General features: G+C 66.7%; 15 protein-coding genes. 11 read left to right on the top strand and 4 right to left on the bottom strand.

The genetic code is table 11. The features are described 5' to 3' along the window. Positions 1–13: 13 nt before the first annotated feature. Both SFB74_RS02800 and SFB74_RS02805 read left to right on the top strand, forming a co-directional pair. Positions 14–1,702, top strand: coding sequence for an FxLYD domain-containing protein (locus tag SFB74_RS02800; protein ID WP_432729150.1), 1,689 nt, complete (start codon positions 14–16; stop codon positions 1,700–1,702). Between the two features lie 45 nt (positions 1,703–1,747). Further along, positions 1,748–2,740 (top strand): LLM class flavin-dependent oxidoreductase, encoded by a 993-nt coding sequence (locus SFB74_RS02805; protein ID WP_432731864.1) that lies wholly within the window; start codon positions 1,748–1,750, stop codon positions 2,738–2,740. Positions 2,741–2,746: 6 nt separating this feature from the next. Here SFB74_RS02805 and SFB74_RS02810 read toward each other — a convergent pair whose 3' ends face one another. Beyond that, complete coding sequence (locus tag SFB74_RS02810) at positions 2,747–4,483, bottom strand: long-chain-fatty-acid--CoA ligase (protein ID WP_432729151.1); 1,737 nt, start codon at positions 4,481–4,483, stop codon at positions 2,747–2,749. A gap of 188 nt (positions 4,484–4,671) precedes the next feature. On the opposite strand from SFB74_RS02810, the gene mnmA reads away from it, so the two are divergent. Continuing rightward, positions 4,672–5,784 carry a tRNA 2-thiouridine(34) synthase MnmA gene (gene mnmA, locus SFB74_RS02815; protein WP_432729152.1) on the top strand — a complete coding sequence of 371 codons (1,113 nt, stop codon included), beginning with the start codon at positions 4,672–4,674 and terminating at the stop codon, positions 5,782–5,784. Positions 5,785–5,806: 22 nt separating this feature from the next. Here mnmA and SFB74_RS02820 read toward each other — a convergent pair whose 3' ends face one another. From SFB74_RS02820 to SFB74_RS02830, 3 genes are all read right to left on the bottom strand, one after another. Continuing rightward, positions 5,807–6,295, bottom strand: coding sequence for an NUDIX hydrolase (locus SFB74_RS02820; protein ID WP_432729153.1), 489 nt, complete (start codon positions 6,293–6,295; stop codon positions 5,807–5,809). An 11-nt stretch (positions 6,296–6,306) separates the two neighbouring features. Further along, positions 6,307–6,735 (bottom strand): DUF4019 domain-containing protein, encoded by a 429-nt coding sequence (locus tag SFB74_RS02825; protein WP_432729154.1) that lies wholly within the window; start codon positions 6,733–6,735, stop codon positions 6,307–6,309. Between the two features lie 86 nt (positions 6,736–6,821). After that, positions 6,822–7,535 carry a response regulator transcription factor gene (locus tag SFB74_RS02830; protein ID WP_432729155.1) on the bottom strand — a complete coding sequence of 238 codons (714 nt, stop codon included), beginning with the start codon at positions 7,533–7,535 and terminating at the stop codon, positions 6,822–6,824. Positions 7,536–7,990: 455 nt separating this feature from the next. On the opposite strand from SFB74_RS02830, the gene SFB74_RS02835 reads away from it, so the two are divergent. The 8 genes from SFB74_RS02835 (at position 7,991) to SFB74_RS02870 (ending at position 16,747) form a co-directional block, all read left to right on the top strand. Next, on the top strand, positions 7,991–9,121 hold the full coding sequence (locus tag SFB74_RS02835; protein WP_432729156.1) for a Re/Si-specific NAD(P)(+) transhydrogenase subunit alpha: 1,131 nt from the start codon (positions 7,991–7,993) through the stop codon (positions 9,119–9,121). 23 nt (positions 9,122–9,144) lie between these two features. Next, complete coding sequence (locus tag SFB74_RS02840; RefSeq protein ID WP_126022260.1) at positions 9,145–9,474, top strand: NAD(P) transhydrogenase subunit alpha; 330 nt, start codon at positions 9,145–9,147, stop codon at positions 9,472–9,474. Next, entirely contained in the window at positions 9,471–10,895 is a 1,425-nt protein-coding gene (locus SFB74_RS02845; protein WP_432729157.1) for an NAD(P)(+) transhydrogenase (Re/Si-specific) subunit beta, read from the top strand. Before SFB74_RS02840 ends, SFB74_RS02845 begins: the two co-directional genes overlap by 4 nt. Positions 10,896–10,994: 99 nt before the next feature. Continuing rightward, positions 10,995–12,674 (top strand): long-chain-fatty-acid--CoA ligase, encoded by a 1,680-nt coding sequence (locus SFB74_RS02850; RefSeq protein ID WP_432729158.1) that lies wholly within the window; start codon positions 10,995–10,997, stop codon positions 12,672–12,674. A gap of 63 nt (positions 12,675–12,737) precedes the next feature. Beyond that, positions 12,738–13,742 carry an ABC transporter permease subunit gene (locus SFB74_RS02855; protein ID WP_093203740.1) on the top strand — a complete coding sequence of 335 codons (1,005 nt, stop codon included), beginning with the start codon at positions 12,738–12,740 and terminating at the stop codon, positions 13,740–13,742. 8 nt (positions 13,743–13,750) lie between these two features. Beyond that, entirely contained in the window at positions 13,751–14,665 is a 915-nt protein-coding gene (locus tag SFB74_RS02860; protein ID WP_432729159.1) for an ABC transporter permease subunit, read from the top strand. Positions 14,666–14,684: 19 nt separating this feature from the next. Beyond that, complete coding sequence (locus tag SFB74_RS02865) at positions 14,685–15,710, top strand: ABC transporter ATP-binding protein (RefSeq protein WP_432729160.1); 1,026 nt, start codon at positions 14,685–14,687, stop codon at positions 15,708–15,710. Further along, on the top strand, positions 15,707–16,747 hold the full coding sequence (locus SFB74_RS02870) for a dipeptide ABC transporter ATP-binding protein (RefSeq protein WP_432729161.1): 1,041 nt from the start codon (positions 15,707–15,709) through the stop codon (positions 16,745–16,747). The genes SFB74_RS02865 and SFB74_RS02870 overlap by 4 nt, the downstream gene beginning before the upstream one ends. Positions 16,748–16,777: the final 30 nt, after the last annotated feature.

Raw genomic sequence — 16,777 nt, forward strand, 5'->3', positions numbered from 1 at the left:
CAGCATTTCAGACATGACCATCGATCTCCAGACGCTCAAGTGCGGCGAGTGCGGCAGCAGCGTGCTCAAGCGCACCGGCCTCAACGAATACACCTGCGAGCACTGCGGCTCCGTCACGCTGGTGGAGGACAACGTCTCCGATCGGCTGGAGCGCGTGCTCAACCAGGTGAAGAACGAAGCCGGCCGCCGCCTCGCGGCTGAAGAAGCGCGCAGGCAGGCGCTCATGATGCGCAAGGTCGGCATCGGGGTGGCCGTCGCGGTAGGCGCGGTGCTGCTCTTCAGCGTGGTGGGCGTGTTCCTCGGCAGCCGCAATGCCGACACGCGCGGCGCGTCCGCCTCGCAGCGCGTGGTGGCCGCGGTCGACCGCACCATTCCCACAGACGGCCTCAAGCTCGACGAGCCGCGCCAGGTGCTCGTGGGCAGCGGCAGCTCGGCCAGCCCCAAGCTGCTGGTGGTGGCGCGCAACGAAACCGGCAAGCCGCTGTCGCGCGCCGGCGTCCGCGCCGTGTACTTCGACGGCGACAGCAAGCTCGACGAGCGCAGCGAGATGCTGCCCGTGGCGGTGCTGGAGCCCGGCGAGAGCGCACCGGCGCTGATCGACATGCCCAGCGGCAAGAACGTCACGCGGCAGGAACTGCGCGTGCAGAAGCTGGCCGAGCCCTACAGCGCGGTGAAGGGGCCGCGCATGGTGTTTTCGCGCGTGCGGCTGGTGCAGCAGGGCGACCGCGTGCGGCTGGTGGGCCGCATCGTCAACGACCGCAAGGACGCCACCGTGCTCGGTGGCTTCGAGGTGCTGGCCACGCTGTACGACGACGCGGGACAGGTGATCGGCTTCGGCCATGGCTACGGGCAGGCCAACGAGATACAGCCCGGCGGGCGGACCTCGGTGGACGTGAGCATCGCGCGCTTCGGCCGCGCGGCGGCCATCGCGGCATGGGACTACCGCATCGGCTACAGCACGGTCGAGGCCTCGGGCTCGCGCACGCCGGTGCTGAGCAGCGGCGACCGCGTGATCCGCACCGCGGGCGGTCCGGAGTCCTTCAATTCAGAGCTGCGCCTGGGCACCGACGACCTGCTGGCCGAGGACAGCGAGCGCTTCGACGACAAGCTGCTCGAGCTGCTGCCGCTCGTGGACGGGCGCAACAACATCCAGCAGCGGCTCTTCCTGGGCGAACTCGTCAATCGCAGTGCCGACGCCGTAGTGCTCGCGCCGGGCGGCGTGATCTCGCGCTTCAGCGGCAACAAGGCGCACGGCACGACCACCATCGCGGGGCTGGCATACCTGTACCCCGGCGAGCGCTTCCCCATCTACCTGGAGCCGCAGGACATGGAGCGCATCACCGACACGCGCATCGAGTGGAAGCCGATGCGCCGCGCCGCCTTGCCCGGCCCGCGCAAGCCTCTGGAGGTGAAGGTGACGGGTACCAAGGCCGAGATCGGCAGCGTGCTGCTCAACTTCAGCCAGCGCTTTTCGTACAAGTACGTTGTGGTCAGCGGCAGCGTGAAGAACCCCGGGACGGGCATCGTCGGCAAGGTGCGGCTTTGGGTGAGCCTGCGCGACCGCAACGGGCAGCTCACCGGCTTCAAGCTGGTGGACAACCTGCCGGCCATCGCGCCGGGCGAGAGCGTGCCCTTCCAGGCGAGCGTGGAGCAGAACGGGCGCGACTTCGCGAGCGTGACCACGCTATACCAAACCGAATAGCCCCTCGGGCGACGGAATTGGGCGGTTCGCGCCATGATCGCGCCCATGATTCCGTTCTCCATCCTCGACCTTTCCCCGATCACCGAGGGCAGCGACGCCGCGCAGTCGTTCCGCAACTCGCTCTCGCTGGCGCAGCATGGCGAGAAGCTGGGCTACACGCGCTACTGGCTGGCCGAGCACCACGGCATGCCGGGAATCGCGAGCGCGGCCACCGCCGTGCTGCTGTCGTACGTGGGCGCGGGTACATCCACCATCCGCATCGGCGCCGGCGGCGTGATGCTGCCGAACCACTCGCCGCTGGTGATCGCCGAGCAGTTCGGCACGCTCGAGTCGCTGTACCCGGGGCGCATCGACCTCGGCCTGGGGCGTGCGCCCGGCTCCGACCAACGCACCGCGCGTGCCCTGCGGCGCAACCTGGAATCGGACGCCGACCAGTTCCCGCAGGACGTGATCGAGCTGATGGACTTCATGTCGAAGAGCCCGCAGCAGCCGGTGCGGGCCGTGCCCGGCGCGGGGCTCGAGGTGCCGGTGTGGATCCTCGGATCGAGCACCTTCGGCGCGCAGCTCGCGGCGCACCTGGGCCTGCCCTATGCCTTCGCTTCGCACTTCGCGCCGCAGCAGATCATGCAGGCCATCCAGATCTATCGCGAGACTTTCAAGCCTTCGGCGCAGCTGCAGAAGCCGTACGTGATGCTGGGCTTCAACGTGTTCGCGGCCGACACCGACGAGGAGGCCGAGTTCCGCGCCACCTCGTGGCAGCAGGCCTTCGTGAACCTGCGCAGCGGACGGCCCGGGCGCCTGCCGCCGCCGGTGGAGAACTACCGCCAGAAGGTCGGGCCGGCGGAGAATGCGCTGCTCGACTCGGTGCTGTCGTGCTCCGTGGTGGGCTCGGTCGAGACGGTGAAGAAGGGCGTGGAAGCCTTCGTCGCGCGCACCGGCGCGGACGAACTCATGATCACCTCGCAGGTGTTCGACCACGTCGCCCGGCTGCGCTCCTACGAGCTGCTCGCAGAGGCCTTCGGGCAGAAGAAGCCGTAGAGGGTTTCAGGCCCGCTTGCGGGCTTCTTCATCGACAAGATCCTTCTTCGAAAGCTTGCCCACCGGCGTCTTGGGCAGCTCTGCGCGGATCTCCAGGGCACCGATCATCTCGTGCTTGCCGAGGCGGTTCTTCAGGAATGACTTGAGCTCGTCGAGCGTCAATTCGGGAGCGCCATCCTTCAGCTTCACGAAGGCCTTGGGCGACTGGCCGCGGTACTCGTCGGGAATGCCGATCACGCAGACCTCGGCCACCGAGGGGTGCTCGTACACCGCCTCCTCCAGCACGCGCGGGTAGACGTTGTAGCCGCCGCACAGAAGCATGTCCTTGGTGCGGTCGACGATGTAGAGGTAGCCGTCGGCGTCCATCTTCGCGACGTCGCCGCTGCGGAAGTAGCCGTCGGCCGTCATCGACTCCGCCGTGGCCTTGGGGTTGTTCCAGTAGCCCTTCATCACGTTCGGGCCCTTGATGCAGAGTTCGCCCGCTTCGCCGAAGGCGGTGATGTCCTGCGTCGGGTCGTCCAGGCTCACGAGCTTGATGCGCACCCGCGGCAGCGGCATGCCGCACGAGCCCGCCTTGCGCAGGCCGCGCGCGGGCGTGAAGGTGCCCACGGGCGAGGTCTCGGTCATGCCCCAGCCCTCGTTGAGGTGGCAGCCGGTGAGCTCGAAGAAGCGCTGCTCCACCTCCACCGGCAGCGGCGCGCCGCCGGAGCCGCAGAACTTGAGCGATCGCAGGTCCATCTCCTTCGCCTTGGGGTGCGAGAGGATCGCGGTGTACATCGTCGGCACGCCGGGGAACACGCTGATCCGGCTGGCGGCGAGCTCGTTCATCACTGCGTCGACGTCGAAGCGCGTGTGCAGCACCAGAGCCGCGCCAAGGCGCACGCCGAGCAGCATCGCCGCGCTGAGCGCGAAGATGTGGAAGAGCGGCAGCACCACCAGGAAGCGCTCGGTGCCTTCGGCCAGGATGGGCGGATCGCCCTTGGTCGACTCGTAGTACTGCGCCGAGGCCGATGTGAGGTTGGCGTGCGTGAGCATCGCGCCCTTGGGCAGGCCGGTGGTGCCGCCGGTGTACTGCAGCACGACGATCTCTTCGGCGAGGTCGCCCAGCGGATGGGTCTTGTGCGTGCCTTCGCTCTTGAGCAGATCGGCGAAGCGCACGTGCCGTTCGTCGATGGGCACCGGGGCGATCTGGCCGGCGCCCTGCAGCTGGGCCTGCACCTTGTCGCCCATGGCACCGTAGTCGCCGAGGCTGCCGACCACCAGCGTCTTCAGGCGCGAGTTGTCGAGCAGGCGCGCCATCTGCGGGTACAGGTTGACGAGGTCGAGCGTGACGAGGATGTCGGTGCGGCTGTCCTCTATCTTGTGGGCCAGCACGCGTTCGGCGTCCAGCGGCGAGTAGTTCACCACCGTGCCGCCGGCCTTCAGCACCGCGAAGAAGGCGATCGGGTAGTGCGGTGTGTTCGGCAGGTAGAGGCCGACGTGCACGCCGGGCTTCACGCCCATGTCCTGCAGGCCCTTGGCGGCGCGCTCGACCGCGGCGCCGAACTCGCGGTAGGTGATGGCCTGGCCCATGAACTCGACGGCAGACCGGTCGGGCCAGCGCTCGACGGCCTCGTCGAGCATCTGCTCCACCGGCTTCACGGGAAGCTCCGCGTCCCAGCGCATGCCGGGCGGATAGGCGCGTGTCCAGGGAGTGCTGTCGCCGAAGGATGCGGCGGGGGAAGCTGGGGAAGGGGTGGCCATGCGTCTTGTCTCCGCTGGTTGTTGTCTGTTGCAAATCGCCTGGCGGATCTGTGCCGCCTTCATGCGGAGTCACTTTAGCGCCGGCCTTCTCGCGGCGAACCGGGCTGCTGACAAACCGGCGACACGGGTTTTCCCGATTTCCCACACGCCGGAAGCCCCTTCCACGGGGCTGGGACAATAGGGGGCTTATGGCAAAGCATCGGATCGTTGTGGGACTGAGCGGCGGAGTGGACTCCGCGGTGACGGCGCACCTGCTCAAGCAGCAGGGGCACGAGGTGGTCGGCATCTTCATGAAGAACTGGGAAGACGACGACGACAGCGAGTACTGCTCGTCGAACATCGACTTCGTGGACGCCGCCAGCGTGGCGGACGTGCTGGGCATCGAGATCGAGCACGTCAACTTCGCGGCCGACTACAAGGACCGTGTGTTCGCCGAGTTCCTGCGCGAATACAAGGCCGGCCGCACGCCCAACCCGGACGTGCTTTGCAACGCGGAGATCAAGTTCAAGGCCTTCCTCGACCATGCGATGCGCCTGGGCGCCGAGAAGATCGCCACCGGCCACTACGCGCGCGTACGGCTGAACGAAGAGACCGGCAAGCACGAACTGCTCAAGGGGCTCGATCCCTCGAAGGACCAGAGCTATTTCCTGCACCGCCTGAACCAGGCGCAGCTGTCGAAGACGCTGTTCCCGGTCGGCGAGCTGCACAAGACTGAGGTGCGCCGCATCGCCGAGGAAATCGGCTTGCCCAATGCGAAGAAGAAGGACTCGACCGGCATCTGCTTCATCGGCGAGCGGCCATTTCGCGAATTCCTGAACCGCTACATCTCCAAGGAGCCGGGCCCGATCAAGGACGACCGCGGCCGCAAGCTGGGCGAACACCAGGGACTGAGCTTCTACACGCTGGGGCAGCGGCAGGGGCTGGGCATCGGCGGCGTGAAGGAAAAGGGCGCGCAGCGCGGCTCGGGTGACCACTCGCCGTGGTTCGTGGCGCGCAAGGATGTCGAGAAGAACACGCTGTGGGTGGTGCAGGGGCACGACCACCCCTGGCTGCTGTCGTCTCAGCTGAAGGCGGACGACGCGAGCTGGATCGCTGGCGAGGCGCCGGTGCCGGGCGGCTATGGCTCGAAGGCGCGCTACCGGCAGGCCGATGCAGCCTGCGAGATGGATGCGGTGGATGGCGGTGCGAACCCGGCCGTCTTCGGCTTGCGCTTCGGCGACCCGCAATGGGCCGTGACGCCGGGACAGTCGGCGGTGCTCTACGACGGCGAGCGCTGCCTCGGCGGCGGCGTCATCGTCTGAACACGGCCTCGTTCTTCTTTCTTCAGGGCTCTGATCGCACCGATTCGTCGACGTGGACCACGTCGAGCGGGTGGCGCTTGCCGGCCAGGTAGTCTTCGATGCACTGCAGCAGCAAGGGGCTGCGGTGACGCGCCACGCTCGCGCGGATCTCGTCGGCCGTCATCCAGACGGTGCGCACGATGCCTTCGTCGAGTGCGCGGCCTTCCTCGAACGCTCCCAGCAGGCCCGCGAAGGCGAAGCGCATGTAGGTGGTGTCTTCGCCGCGCTCCGCCAGCGGGCGGGAGCGTGCCATATAGATGCCGATGAGCGCAGTTGGCGTGAAATGATGGGCTGTTTCTTCCAGCGTCTCGCGCGCGCAGCCTTCGGCTGGCGATTCGCCGGGGTCGAGATGGCCGGCGGGCGTGTTGAGCCGCAGGCCATCGGCGGTCTGCTCCTCGACCAGCAGAAAGCGCCCGTCGCGCTCGATCACAGCGGCAACGGTGACGTTGGGCTTCCAGCGCGGACTTGCCATCTTTTACCCTCTTATTTCAGAACATAGCCGCTGAAGCGCCAGACGCGGTCCTGGTCGAGGTGGAAGCTCACGAGTTCGCGCACGGTGCCGCCGGGCTTGTTCGCGAAGCGGGTTTCGTACTCGACGCTGATGTACTGGCCTGCGGTGTCGGCGTCCGGATCCGCGACGACCTGGCGATTGACCGCCACCCAGGTGCGCATCTGGGGCGCGCCGATGGGGGCACGGCTTCGGGCGACCTGGCTGGTGAAGTCTGCGCGCGTCACCCGCTTGCGGGTGGCCGGGGTGGCTCCGTCCCATAGTTCGCCGGCCCGGCCCTGGTCGATCATCTGGATCGCCAGCATGCCGCCGCGCACCATGTCGCTGGCCTCGACTTCCTCCGCAGCGGTGGCAGGGCTCAGCCAGCTCCAGAGCAGTGTGATAGCAAGCAGCAACCGGATCATCGGGTTCATTCGTCTCGTTCCTTGGTCGGTAAGCGCATGGCGCAGGCCGTTGGAGAGACTACCCCAGCTCGGCTGGAATTCCTGGTTCAGCGTGCGCCGGCCCCGGACAGCGCATCGGCCTCGATGGTTTCGAGCCGGTAGCCCAGGCCGTAGATGGCCAGGAGCAGGAAGCCGTTGGCCGGGCGCAGATCGAGCTTGGTCCTCAGGCGCGATATGTGGGTGTCGAGCGAGCGCGACAGCGCCTCGATGCCGAGGCCCCAGACGGCCTCGTGCAGATGTTCCCTCGAAAGCAGTCGGCCGAGGTTCTGGAACAGGAAGAGTGCGAGCTCGTATTCCCGATTCTTCAGTTCGACCTGTACGCCTCGTACTTTCAGGACGCGTGAAGGCGGATAGAAGTGATAGGGGCCGAAGATCAGTTCGTTTTCGTGCTGGGCCGGGTATGAGCGGCGCAGCAGCGCGTTGACACGGGCTTCGAGCTCGCCGGCGCGCGCGGGCTTGGCCATGAAGTCGTCGGCGCCTGCATTGAGGCCCTCGACCATGTCGGCCTCGCCGGGTTTGTCGGACACGAAAAGAATGGGAAGGCGGCTGTTGAGATCCCGGCGGATGGTCGTTACCACCTCGGGGCCCTTCATGTCGGGGAGATTCCAGCCGAGTATCAGCAGGTCGAAGGTCTGGCGGCGCATGGCCTGCAGCAGCGCCTTGCCTTCCGTGTAGGGATGGCACTCGTGCTCGAGTGCCGTCATGGTTTGGTTGATCCGCTTGAATTGATCTATACCGTCGTCGAGTACCGCGATTCGCATTCCAGCCCCTTTTTTCCTCCCTTCGTCAGCTTCCGTGAACTGGCGATTGATTAAGCAGAAGTGTATCTATCTGCGACTAAGGTAAAGTTTTTGGGATTGCAACTAATGCACGCAAATCTGGGTTTTCTGTTTGCTTGTTAACGAAGTTGGCAGCAGTTGGATACAAATGGAGATTTTGATTGACGAGCTTCCGTCAGTCATTGGCAGTACCTTGCCGGGCAATCCGGCTGGAATCTGTCCGGGACACCCTCGGGAACACGCTGCGGTCCTCCCTGCGAGCCGCTATCGAATACCCGAATTCGCTATCAATTGAATAGCTGAAGTTATAGTATCCATAAGCTCCTCGAAGCTTTGGGATGAAAACGACAGAGCACTCCGGCGACAGCGATCGGCTGTAATCTTGCTGTAAGCTCTGCGCGCATTCCCCCTGTGCCCCTTGCTCTGAGGAGATCTCTATGCTGATAGGCGTGCCCGCCGAGACACTGGCAGGCGAAACCCGCGTGGCTGTTACACCTGAGACGGTGAAGAAACTGGTCGCCTCAGGGCACACCGTACGGGTGCAGTCGGGAGCAGGCGTCGCGGCCAGCGTCACCGATGGCGCCTACCAGACCGCAGGCGCGGAGATCACCGACCAGGCGGGCGCCTTCTCCGCCGACATGGTCCTCAAGGTGCGTACGCCCACCGACGCCGAAACCTCGCTGCTGAAGTCCGGCGCCGTCGTCATCGGCATGCTCAATCCCTTCGACGCGGCCGGCCTGCAGCGCCTGGCCGCCGCCGGCGTCACCGGTTTCGCGCTCGAAGCCGCGCCGCGCACCACCCGCGCCCAGAGCATGGACGTGCTCTCGTCGCAGGCCAACATCGCCGGCTACAAGGCCGTGATGATCGCCGCCGACAAGTACCAGCGCTTCTTCCCGATGCTCATGACCGCGGCCGGCACGGTGAAGGCCGCGCGCGTCGTCATCCTGGGCGTCGGCGTGGCCGGCCTGCAGGCCATCGCCACCGCCAAGCGCCTGGGCGCCGTCATCGAGGCATCCGACGTGCGTCCGAGCGTCAAGGAGCAGATCGAGTCGCTGGGCGGCAAGTTCATCGACGTGCCCTACGAGACGCAGGAAGAAAAAGACGCGGCCGAAGGCGTCGGCGGCTACGCGCGGCCCATGCCCGCGAGCTGGCTCACCCGCCAGCAGGCCGAGGTCGCCAAGCGCGTGGCGCTGGCCGACGTGGTCATCAGCACCGCGCTCATTCCGGGCCGCGCCGCACCGACGCTCATCACGGAGGACATGGTCAAGTCGATGAAGCCGGGCTCCGTCATCGTCGACATCGCGGCCGGCAAGGGCCCCGACGGCGTGGGCGGCAACTGCCCGCTGTCGGAAGCCGACAAGACGGTCGTGAAGCACGGCGTGACCATCGTGGGCGAGACCAACCTCGCCGCGCTCGTGGCGGCCGATGCATCGGCGCTCTACGCACGCAACGTGCTCGACTTCCTCAAGCTCATCGTCACCAAGGAGGGCGCGCTGAAGATCGACCTCGAGGACGACATCGTCGCCGCCTGCCGCGTCACGCAGGACGGCCAGGTCACGAAGAAGTAACCCAGCCCGCCGAGGAGAAGAACATGGACATCGTCTCTCACACAGTCATCAACCTGATCATCTTCGTGCTGGCCATCTACGTCGGCTACCACGTCGTATGGACCGTCACGCCAGCGCTGCACACGCCGCTGATGGCCGTGACCAACGCCATCTCGGCCATCGTGATCGTGGGCGCCATGCTGGCGGCCGCGCTCACCGACACGCCGCTGGGCAAGACCATGGGCGTGCTCGCCGTGGCGCTGGCCGCGGTGAACGTCTTCGGCGGCTTCCTCGTCACGCGGCGGATGCTGGAGATGTTCAAGAAGAAGGACAAGAAGGCCGCACCGAAGGCTGAAGAGGGAGCCGCCAAGTGAGCATGAATCTCGTCACGCTGCTGTACCTCGTCGCCAGCATCTGCTTCATCCAGGCCCTGAAGGGCCTGAGCCATCCCACCACCTCGATCCGCGGCAACATCTTCGGCATGACCGGCATGGCGATCGCCGTGCTGACCACCGGCGCGCTGATCTACAAGCTTGCCAGCGGCAACCTCAACGGCCTGGCCTACGTGCTGGTCGCGCTGGTCGTCGGCGGCGGCTTGGGCGCCTACATGGCCAACAAGGTCGAGATGACCAAGATGCCCGAGCTGGTCGCCTTCATGCACAGCATGATCGGCCTGGCCGCGGTGTTCATCGCGGTGGCCGCAGTGGCCGAGCCGCACGCTTTCGGCATCGCGCTCAAGGGCGATCCGATTCCGAGCGGCAACCGGCTCGAGCTCTTCCTGGGGGCGGCCATCGGCGCCATCACCTTCAGCGGCTCGGTGATCGCCTTCGGCAAGCTCTCGGGCAAGTACAAGTTCCGCCTGTTCCAGGGCGCGCCGGTGCAGTTCGCGGGCCAACACATGCTGAACCTCGTGCTGGGTCTCGCGACCATCGGCCTGGGGCTGGTGTTCGTCTTCACCGAAAGCTGGCCGGCCTTCTTCGCGATGCTGGCGCTGGCCTTCGTGATGGGCGTGCTCATCATCATCCCGATCGGCGGCGCCGACATGCCGGTGGTGGTGTCGATGCTCAACAGCTACTCGGGCTGGGCGGCCGCGGGCATCGGCTTCAGCCTGAACAACGCGATGCTGATCGTGGCCGGCTCGCTGGTGGGCTCCTCGGGCGCGATCCTGAGCTACATCATGTGCAAGGCCATGAACCGCTCGTTCTTCAACGTGATCCTGGGCGGCTTCGGCGGCGACGCGGCCGCGGCCACGGGCGGCGCGAAGGAGCAGCGCCCCGTGAAGAGCGGCAGCGCCGACGACGCGGCCTTCGTGCTAGGCAACGCCGAGACGGTGGTGATCGTGCCCGGCTACGGCCTTGCCGTGGCTCGCGCCCAGCACGCGGTGAAGGAACTCGCGCAGAAGCTCGTCGAGAAGGGCATCACCGTGAAGTACGCGATCCACCCGGTGGCGGGCCGCATGCCTGGGCACATGAACGTGCTGCTGGCCGAGGCCGAGGTGCCCTACGACCAGGTCTTCGAGATGGAAGACATCAACGGCGAGTTCGGCCAGGCCGACGTGGCGATCATCCTGGGCGCCAACGACGTCGTGAACCCCGCCGCGCACACCAAGGGCAGCCCGATCTACGGCATGCCGATCCTGGAGGCCTACAAGGCCAAGACCGTCATCGTCAACAAGCGCTCCATGGCCGCGGGTTATGCCGGCCTGGACAACGAGCTCTTCTACATGGACAAGACCATGATGGTCTTTGGTGATGCTAAAAAAGTAGTGGAAGATATGGGCAAGGCCATCGAATAGGCCGAAGGTCCCCGTCCGCGCTGCGGACGAGCTCTTCGCGGCGCCACTTCGTGCGCCGTTTTCGTTTTCAACAGTCCGACTCCCGGAGGAGACAAAACAATGACCGATCGTCCCTGGCTCAGCAGCTATCCGCAGGGTGTGCCCGCCGATATCGACGCCTCGCAGTACCCATCGCTGGTCGCGCTCATGGAAGAGAGCTTCACGAAGTACGCCGACCGCACGGCCTACAGCTTCATGGGCAAGGACATCAGCTACGGCGAGACCGACAGGCAGAGCAAGTCCTTCGCCGGCTACCTCCAGAGCCTGGGCCTCGCCAAGGGCGACCGCGTGGCGGTCATGATGCCCAACTGCCCGCAGTACCCGATCGCGGTCGCGGGCATCCTGCGCGCCGGGCTGATCCTGGTCAACGTGAATCCGCTGTACACGCCGCGCGAACTCGAGCACCAGCTCAAGGACTCCGGCGCGAAGGCCATCGTCATCATGGAGAACTTCGGCACCACGCTGCAGCAATGCATCGCGAGCACGCCGGTCAAGCACATCGTGCTGGCTTCCATGGGCGACCGCCTCGGCTTCCTGAAGGGCGCGCTCGTCAACTACGTGGTACGCAACGTCAAGAAGATGGTGCCTCCCTTCAGCCTTCCGGGCACGGTGCGCTTCAACGACGCGCTGGACAAGGGCGCGGGCGTCACGCTCAAGCCCGTGGCCATCGGCCCCGACGACGTGGCGGTGCTGCAGTACACCGGCGGCACCACCGGCGTGTCGAAGGGGGCGGTGCTCCTGCATCGCAACGTGATCGCCAACGTGCTGCAGTCCGAGGCGTGGAACGAGCCGGTCATGAACAAGGTGCCGGCCAACGAGCAGCCCACCGGCGTTTGCGCGCTGCCGCTGTATCACATCTTCGCGTTCACGGTCGGCATGATGCTGAGCATGCGCACCGGCGGCAAGCTGATCCTGATCCCGAATCCGCGCGACATTCCCGGCGTGCTGAAGGAGCTGTCGAAGCACACGATCCACAGCTTCCCGGCCGTCAACACGCTCTTCAACGGGCTGGCGAACCACCCCGACTTCAACACCGTCAACTGGAAGAACCTGAAGGTCTCGGTCGGCGGCGGCATGGCGGTGCAGGCCGCTGTCGCGAAGCTCTGGCTCGAGAAGACCGGCTGCCCGATCTGCGAGGGCTACGGCCTCTCCGAAACCTCGCCCTCGGCCACCTGCAATCCGACCAACAGCACGGCCTACACCGGCACCATCGGCCTGCCGCTGCCGAGCACCTGGCTCAAGCTGCTCGACGACGACGGCAACGAAGTGCCCGTCGGCGAGCGCGGCGAGATCGCGATCAAGGGCCCGCAGGTGATGGCCGGCTACTGGCAGCGTCCCGACGAGACCGCCAAGGTCATGACGGCCGACGGCTACTTCAAGAGCGGCGACATCGGCGTGGTCGACGAGCGCGGCTACTTCAAGGTGGTCGACCGCAAGAAGGACATGATCCTGGTGTCGGGCTTCAACGTGTACCCGAACGAGATCGAGGATGTGGTCGCACTGATTCCGGGCGTGCTCGAGTGCGCCGCGGTCGGCGTGCCCGACGACAAGACCGGCGAGGCCGTGAAGCTCGTGATCGTCAAGAAAGACCCTTCGCTCACGGAGGCTCAGGTGCGCGAATACTGCAGAGCAAACCTTACGGGTTACAAGCAGCCGCGCATCGTAGAGTTTCGTACCGACATGCCGAAGACGCCGGTCGGCAAGATCCTTCGCCGCGAGTTGCGCGACGCCAAGAAGTAAGTGCCGGAATAAGGGTTCGGCCCGGGTGGGGCCGAGGCATCGATCTTGCATATTCGCGGGTCGATGCTCAGGTTTGTCTTTACCCGTTTGAGTCTGTTGGTGCCGACCTTCTTCGGCATGACATTGCTCGCCTTCTTCCTCATCCGGCTCGTGCCGGGTGATCCCATTGAAACCATGGCCGGCGAGCGCGGAATCGACCCCGCGCGCCATGCCGAACTGCGCACCGCCTACGGCTTCGACAAGCCGGTGATCGTGCAGTACGGCATCTACATCGCCCGCGTGCTGCACGGCGACCTCGGCAAGTCGCTCATCACGCAGGACACGGTGATGAGCGAGTTCCTCTCGCTCTTCCCGGCCACGGTCGAGCTCGCGGTGTGCGCCATTCTTTTCGCGCTGCTGCTCGGGCTGCCGGCCGGCATCCTCGCGGCGGTGCGGCGCAATTCCATCTTCGACCACGGCGTGATGGCCACCTCGCTCACCGGCTACTCGATGCCGATCTTCTGGTGGGGGCTGCTTCTGATCCTGTTCTTCTCGGTGCAGCTCGGATGGACGCCCGTGTCGGGCCGCATCGCGGTGCAGTACTACGTCGAGCCCGACACCGGCTTCCTGCTGATCGACGCACTGCGCGCCGGCGACACCGGCGCCTTCTGGTCGGCGCTGCACCATCTCGTGCTGCCGGCCGTGGTGCTGGGCACCGTGCCGCTCGCGGTCATCGCGCGCATGACGCGCTCTGCCATGCTCGAGGTGCTGGGCGAGGACTACATCCGCACCGCGCGCGCCAAGGGCCTGTCGCGCTTTCGCGTGGTGGGGCTGCATGCGCTGCGCAACGCGCTCATCCCGGTCGTGACCGTCATCGGGCTGCAGGTGGGCGTGCTGTTCACGGGCGCGATCCTCACCGAGACCATCTTCTCCTGGCCCGGTGTCGGCAAGTGGCTCATCGAGGCCATCGGCCGGCGCGACTACCCGGTGCTGCAGGGCGGCATGCTGCTGCTCGGCGGCATCGTGATGCTGGTCAATCTTCTCGTAGACGTGGCGTACGGCGTCATCAACCCGCGCATCAGGCGCTGAGCTTCCCCATGGCGACAACCACGCAAATCACCGTTTCCGACGGTGCGGGCAAGAGCACCGCACCTCCCGGCCCCTGGCGCGAATTCTGGACGGCCTTCTCGGCCAACCGCGGCGCGGTCATCGGGCTCGCCACCATCGTCGTGCTGCTGCTGGTCGCGCTCTTCGCACCGTGGATCGCGCCGCACGCGCCCAACGAAACCAACAGCGCCGCCTTCCTGCAGCCGCCGGCGTGGCAGCAGGGCGGTTCCATGAGCTACCTGCTGGGCACCGACGCCATCGGGCGCGACATTCTTTCGCGCCTGATGTACGGCGCGCGCCTGTCGCTGTCGATCGGCGTCGCGGTGGTGGCGCTGTCGGTGGTCGTCGGCATCGTGCTCGGCCTGATCGCCGGCTTCTTCCGCGGCGTGCTCGAGATCGCGATCATGCGGCTGATGGACATCGTGCTCACGCTGCCCAGCCTGCTGCTGGCCATCGTGATCGTCGCGATCCTCGGGCCGGGCCTCATCAACGCGATGCTCGCGGTGGCCATCGTGGTGCTGCCGCACTATGTGCGCATCACGCGCGCCGCTGTCATCGCCGAGGTCTCGCGCGACTACGTCACGGCCGCGCGCGTGAGCGGCGCCGGCACGCTGCGGCTGATGTTCCGCGAGGTGCTGCCCAACTGTGCTGCGCCGCTGATCGTGCAGGCTTCGCTCGGCATCTCCACCGCCATCCTCGACGCGGCGGCGCTCGGCTTCCTCGGCCTTGGCGCGCAGCCGCCTTCGCCCGAGTGGGGAACCATGCTGGCCGACGCGCGCGAGTTCGTGCTGCGCGCATGGTGGGTCGTCACCTTCCCCGGCATGGCGATCCTCGCGGCCGTGCTGGCCTTCAATCTTCTGGGCGACGGCCTGCGCGATGCGCTGGACCCGAAGCTCAAGCGCTGAAGCAAAGGAAGGAAGAAAGATGCCTTTGCTTGACATCAAGGATCTGCACGTCGAGTTCCCGACCCAAGGGGGCGTGCTGCACGCTGTGGACGGCGTAAGCCTCTCACTCGAAGAAGGCGAGGTGCTCGGCATCGTCGGCGAATCGGGCTCGGGCAAGAGCGTCACGATGATGGCGCTGATGGGCCTCGTCGGCTTCCCGGGCCGCGTGCGCGCGGAGCACATGCGCTTCGCCGGCAACGACCTGCTCGGCATTTCCGACAAGGCGCGCCGCGCCCTGGTCGGCAAGGAAGTCGCGATGATCTTCCAGGAGCCGACCACCAGCCTCAACCCCTGCTTCACCATCGGCTTCCAGCTGATGGAGACGCTGCGGCTGCACCTGAAGCTCGACAAGCGCGAGGCGAAGAAGCGCGCCACCGAGCTATTGGAGCAGGTGGGCATTCCAGCCGCCTCGTCGCGCCTGGGCAGCTTTCCGCACCAGCTCTCGGGCGGCATGAACCAGCGCGTGATGATCGCGATGGCCATCGCCTGCAACCCGCGCCTGCTGATCGCCGACGAGCCGACCACCGCGCTCGACGTGACCATCCAGGCGCAGATCCTCGACCTGCTGCGAGACCTGCAGAAGGAGCGCGGCATGGCGCTGGTGCTCATCACGCACAACATGGGCGTGGTCAGCGAGATGGCGCAGCGCATCGCCGTGATGTACGCGGGACAGGTGATGGAGCACCAGCGCGTCGACCGGCTCTTCGCCTCGCCGCAGCATCCCTACACAGAGGCGCTGCTCGCGGCGCTGCCCGAGCGCGCCGCGCCCGAGGGGCGGCTCGCCACCATCAGCGGCGTGGTCCCCGGCGTGCACGACCGGCCGGCCGGCTGCCTGTTCGCGCCGCGCTGCGGCTACGTCACCGAGCGCGCCTGCCAGGTGCGACCGGCGCTGCGTGAGTCGCACGGCGCCGAGGTGCGCTGCCACTTTCCGCTCGGCGATCCGGGGCGCAGGGAGGCGATCGCGAGCGATCCGCCGAAGCGGCAGGCAACGGAGGTGGCGGCATGAGCACGGCCTCCAGCAACGAAGTGGTGGTCGAGGCGAAGAACCTCCAGCGCACCTACGACGTCCGCCGCGGGCTGTTCCGCGCGCCTTCGCAACTGCGTGCGGTGGGAGACATCTCCTTCAGCATCGAGCGCGGCCGCACGCTGGCCGTGGTCGGCGAATCGGGCTGCGGCAAGTCGACGCTGGCGCGCATGGTCTCGCTGATCGAGAAGCCGACGGCAGGCCAGCTCACGCTGGTCGGCGCCGATGCGGTCGACACGCCCGCCGAGCGCAAGCGGGAGCTGCGCCAGGCGGTGCAGCTGGTGTTCCAGAACCCGTACGGTTCGCTCAATCCGCGCAAGAAGATCTCGACGGTGCTCGAAGACCCGCTGGCCATCAACACCAGCCTGGGCAAGCAGGAGCGAGCCGCAAAGGCGCGGGACATGCTCGCGCGCGTGGGACTGCGGCCCGAGTACGCCAACCGCTATCCGCACATGTTCTCGGGCGGCCAGCGCCAGCGCATCGCGATCGCGCGCGCCTTGATGCTGAGCCCGCGCCTGCTGGTGGCCGACGAGCCGGTGTCGGCGCTCGACGTGTCGATCCAGGCGCAGGTGCTGAACCTGCTGGCCGACCTGCAGGCCGAGCTGGGCCTTGCATATCTCTTCATTTCGCACGACCTCGGCGTGGTGCGGCACATCGCGCACGACGTGCTCGTGATGTACCTCGGCCATGCGGTGGAGCAGGGCCCGAAGTCGCGCATCTTCGCGCGGCCGCTGCATCCGTACACGCAGGCGCTGCTGGCCTCCACGCCGGGGCTCAGCAGCCAGCGCATCGTGCTCAAGGGCGAGCTGCCCTCGCCGCTGAATCCACCCTCGGGCTGCGTGTTCAGCACGCGATGCCCGCACGTGGAGCAGCGCTGCCGCGAAGAGCGGCCGCTGCTGCGCATGCTCGACGAGCGGCAGGTGGCCTGCCACTTCTCGGAGAAGTTCCTCGAAGGCGCGCCGCTGGTGCGCGCCGATGTTCCCTCCGCCGCCTCCATCGCGATGGCGACGAATCCCTAGCGTTCCCTCAGTTTCCGTTTTCGTTCTCGC

It is taken from the genome of Variovorax xiamenensis, assembly GCF_050916385.1.
GTDB lineage: Bacteria > Pseudomonadota > Gammaproteobacteria > Burkholderiales > Burkholderiaceae_C > Variovorax.

What these genes read in the sequence shown, in the direction of transcription:
- SFB74_RS02825 (WP_432729154.1), bottom strand. Translation starts at nt 6,735, where the DNA reads ATGATCCGGTTGCTGCTTGCTATCACACTGCTCTGGAGCTGGCTGAGC.
- SFB74_RS02850 (WP_432729158.1), top strand. Translation starts at nt 10,995, where the DNA reads ATGACCGATCGTCCCTGGCTCAGCAGCTATCCGCAGGGTGTGCCCGCC.
- SFB74_RS02835 (WP_432729156.1), top strand. Translation starts at nt 7,991, where the DNA reads ATGCTGATAGGCGTGCCCGCCGAGACACTGGCAGGCGAAACCCGCGTG.
- SFB74_RS02830 (WP_432729155.1), bottom strand. Translation starts at nt 7,535, where the DNA reads ATGCGAATCGCGGTACTCGACGACGGTATAGATCAATTCAAGCGGATC.
- SFB74_RS02840 (WP_126022260.1), top strand. Translation starts at nt 9,145, where the DNA reads ATGGACATCGTCTCTCACACAGTCATCAACCTGATCATCTTCGTGCTG.
- SFB74_RS02810 (WP_432729151.1), bottom strand. Translation starts at nt 4,483, where the DNA reads ATGGCCACCCCTTCCCCAGCTTCCCCCGCCGCATCCTTCGGCGACAGC.
- SFB74_RS02870 (WP_432729161.1), top strand. Translation starts at nt 15,707, where the DNA reads ATGAGCACGGCCTCCAGCAACGAAGTGGTGGTCGAGGCGAAGAACCTC.
- SFB74_RS02805 (WP_432731864.1), top strand. Translation starts at nt 1,748, where the DNA reads ATGATTCCGTTCTCCATCCTCGACCTTTCCCCGATCACCGAGGGCAGC.
- SFB74_RS02865 (WP_432729160.1), top strand. Translation starts at nt 14,685, where the DNA reads ATGCCTTTGCTTGACATCAAGGATCTGCACGTCGAGTTCCCGACCCAA.
- SFB74_RS02800 (WP_432729150.1), top strand. Translation starts at nt 14, where the DNA reads ATGACCATCGATCTCCAGACGCTCAAGTGCGGCGAGTGCGGCAGCAGC.
- SFB74_RS02820 (WP_432729153.1), bottom strand. Translation starts at nt 6,295, where the DNA reads ATGGCAAGTCCGCGCTGGAAGCCCAACGTCACCGTTGCCGCTGTGATC.
- SFB74_RS02860 (WP_432729159.1), top strand. Translation starts at nt 13,751, where the DNA reads ATGGCGACAACCACGCAAATCACCGTTTCCGACGGTGCGGGCAAGAGC.
- SFB74_RS02855 (WP_093203740.1), top strand. Translation starts at nt 12,738, where the DNA reads ATGCTCAGGTTTGTCTTTACCCGTTTGAGTCTGTTGGTGCCGACCTTC.
- mnmA (WP_432729152.1), top strand. Translation starts at nt 4,672, where the DNA reads ATGGCAAAGCATCGGATCGTTGTGGGACTGAGCGGCGGAGTGGACTCC.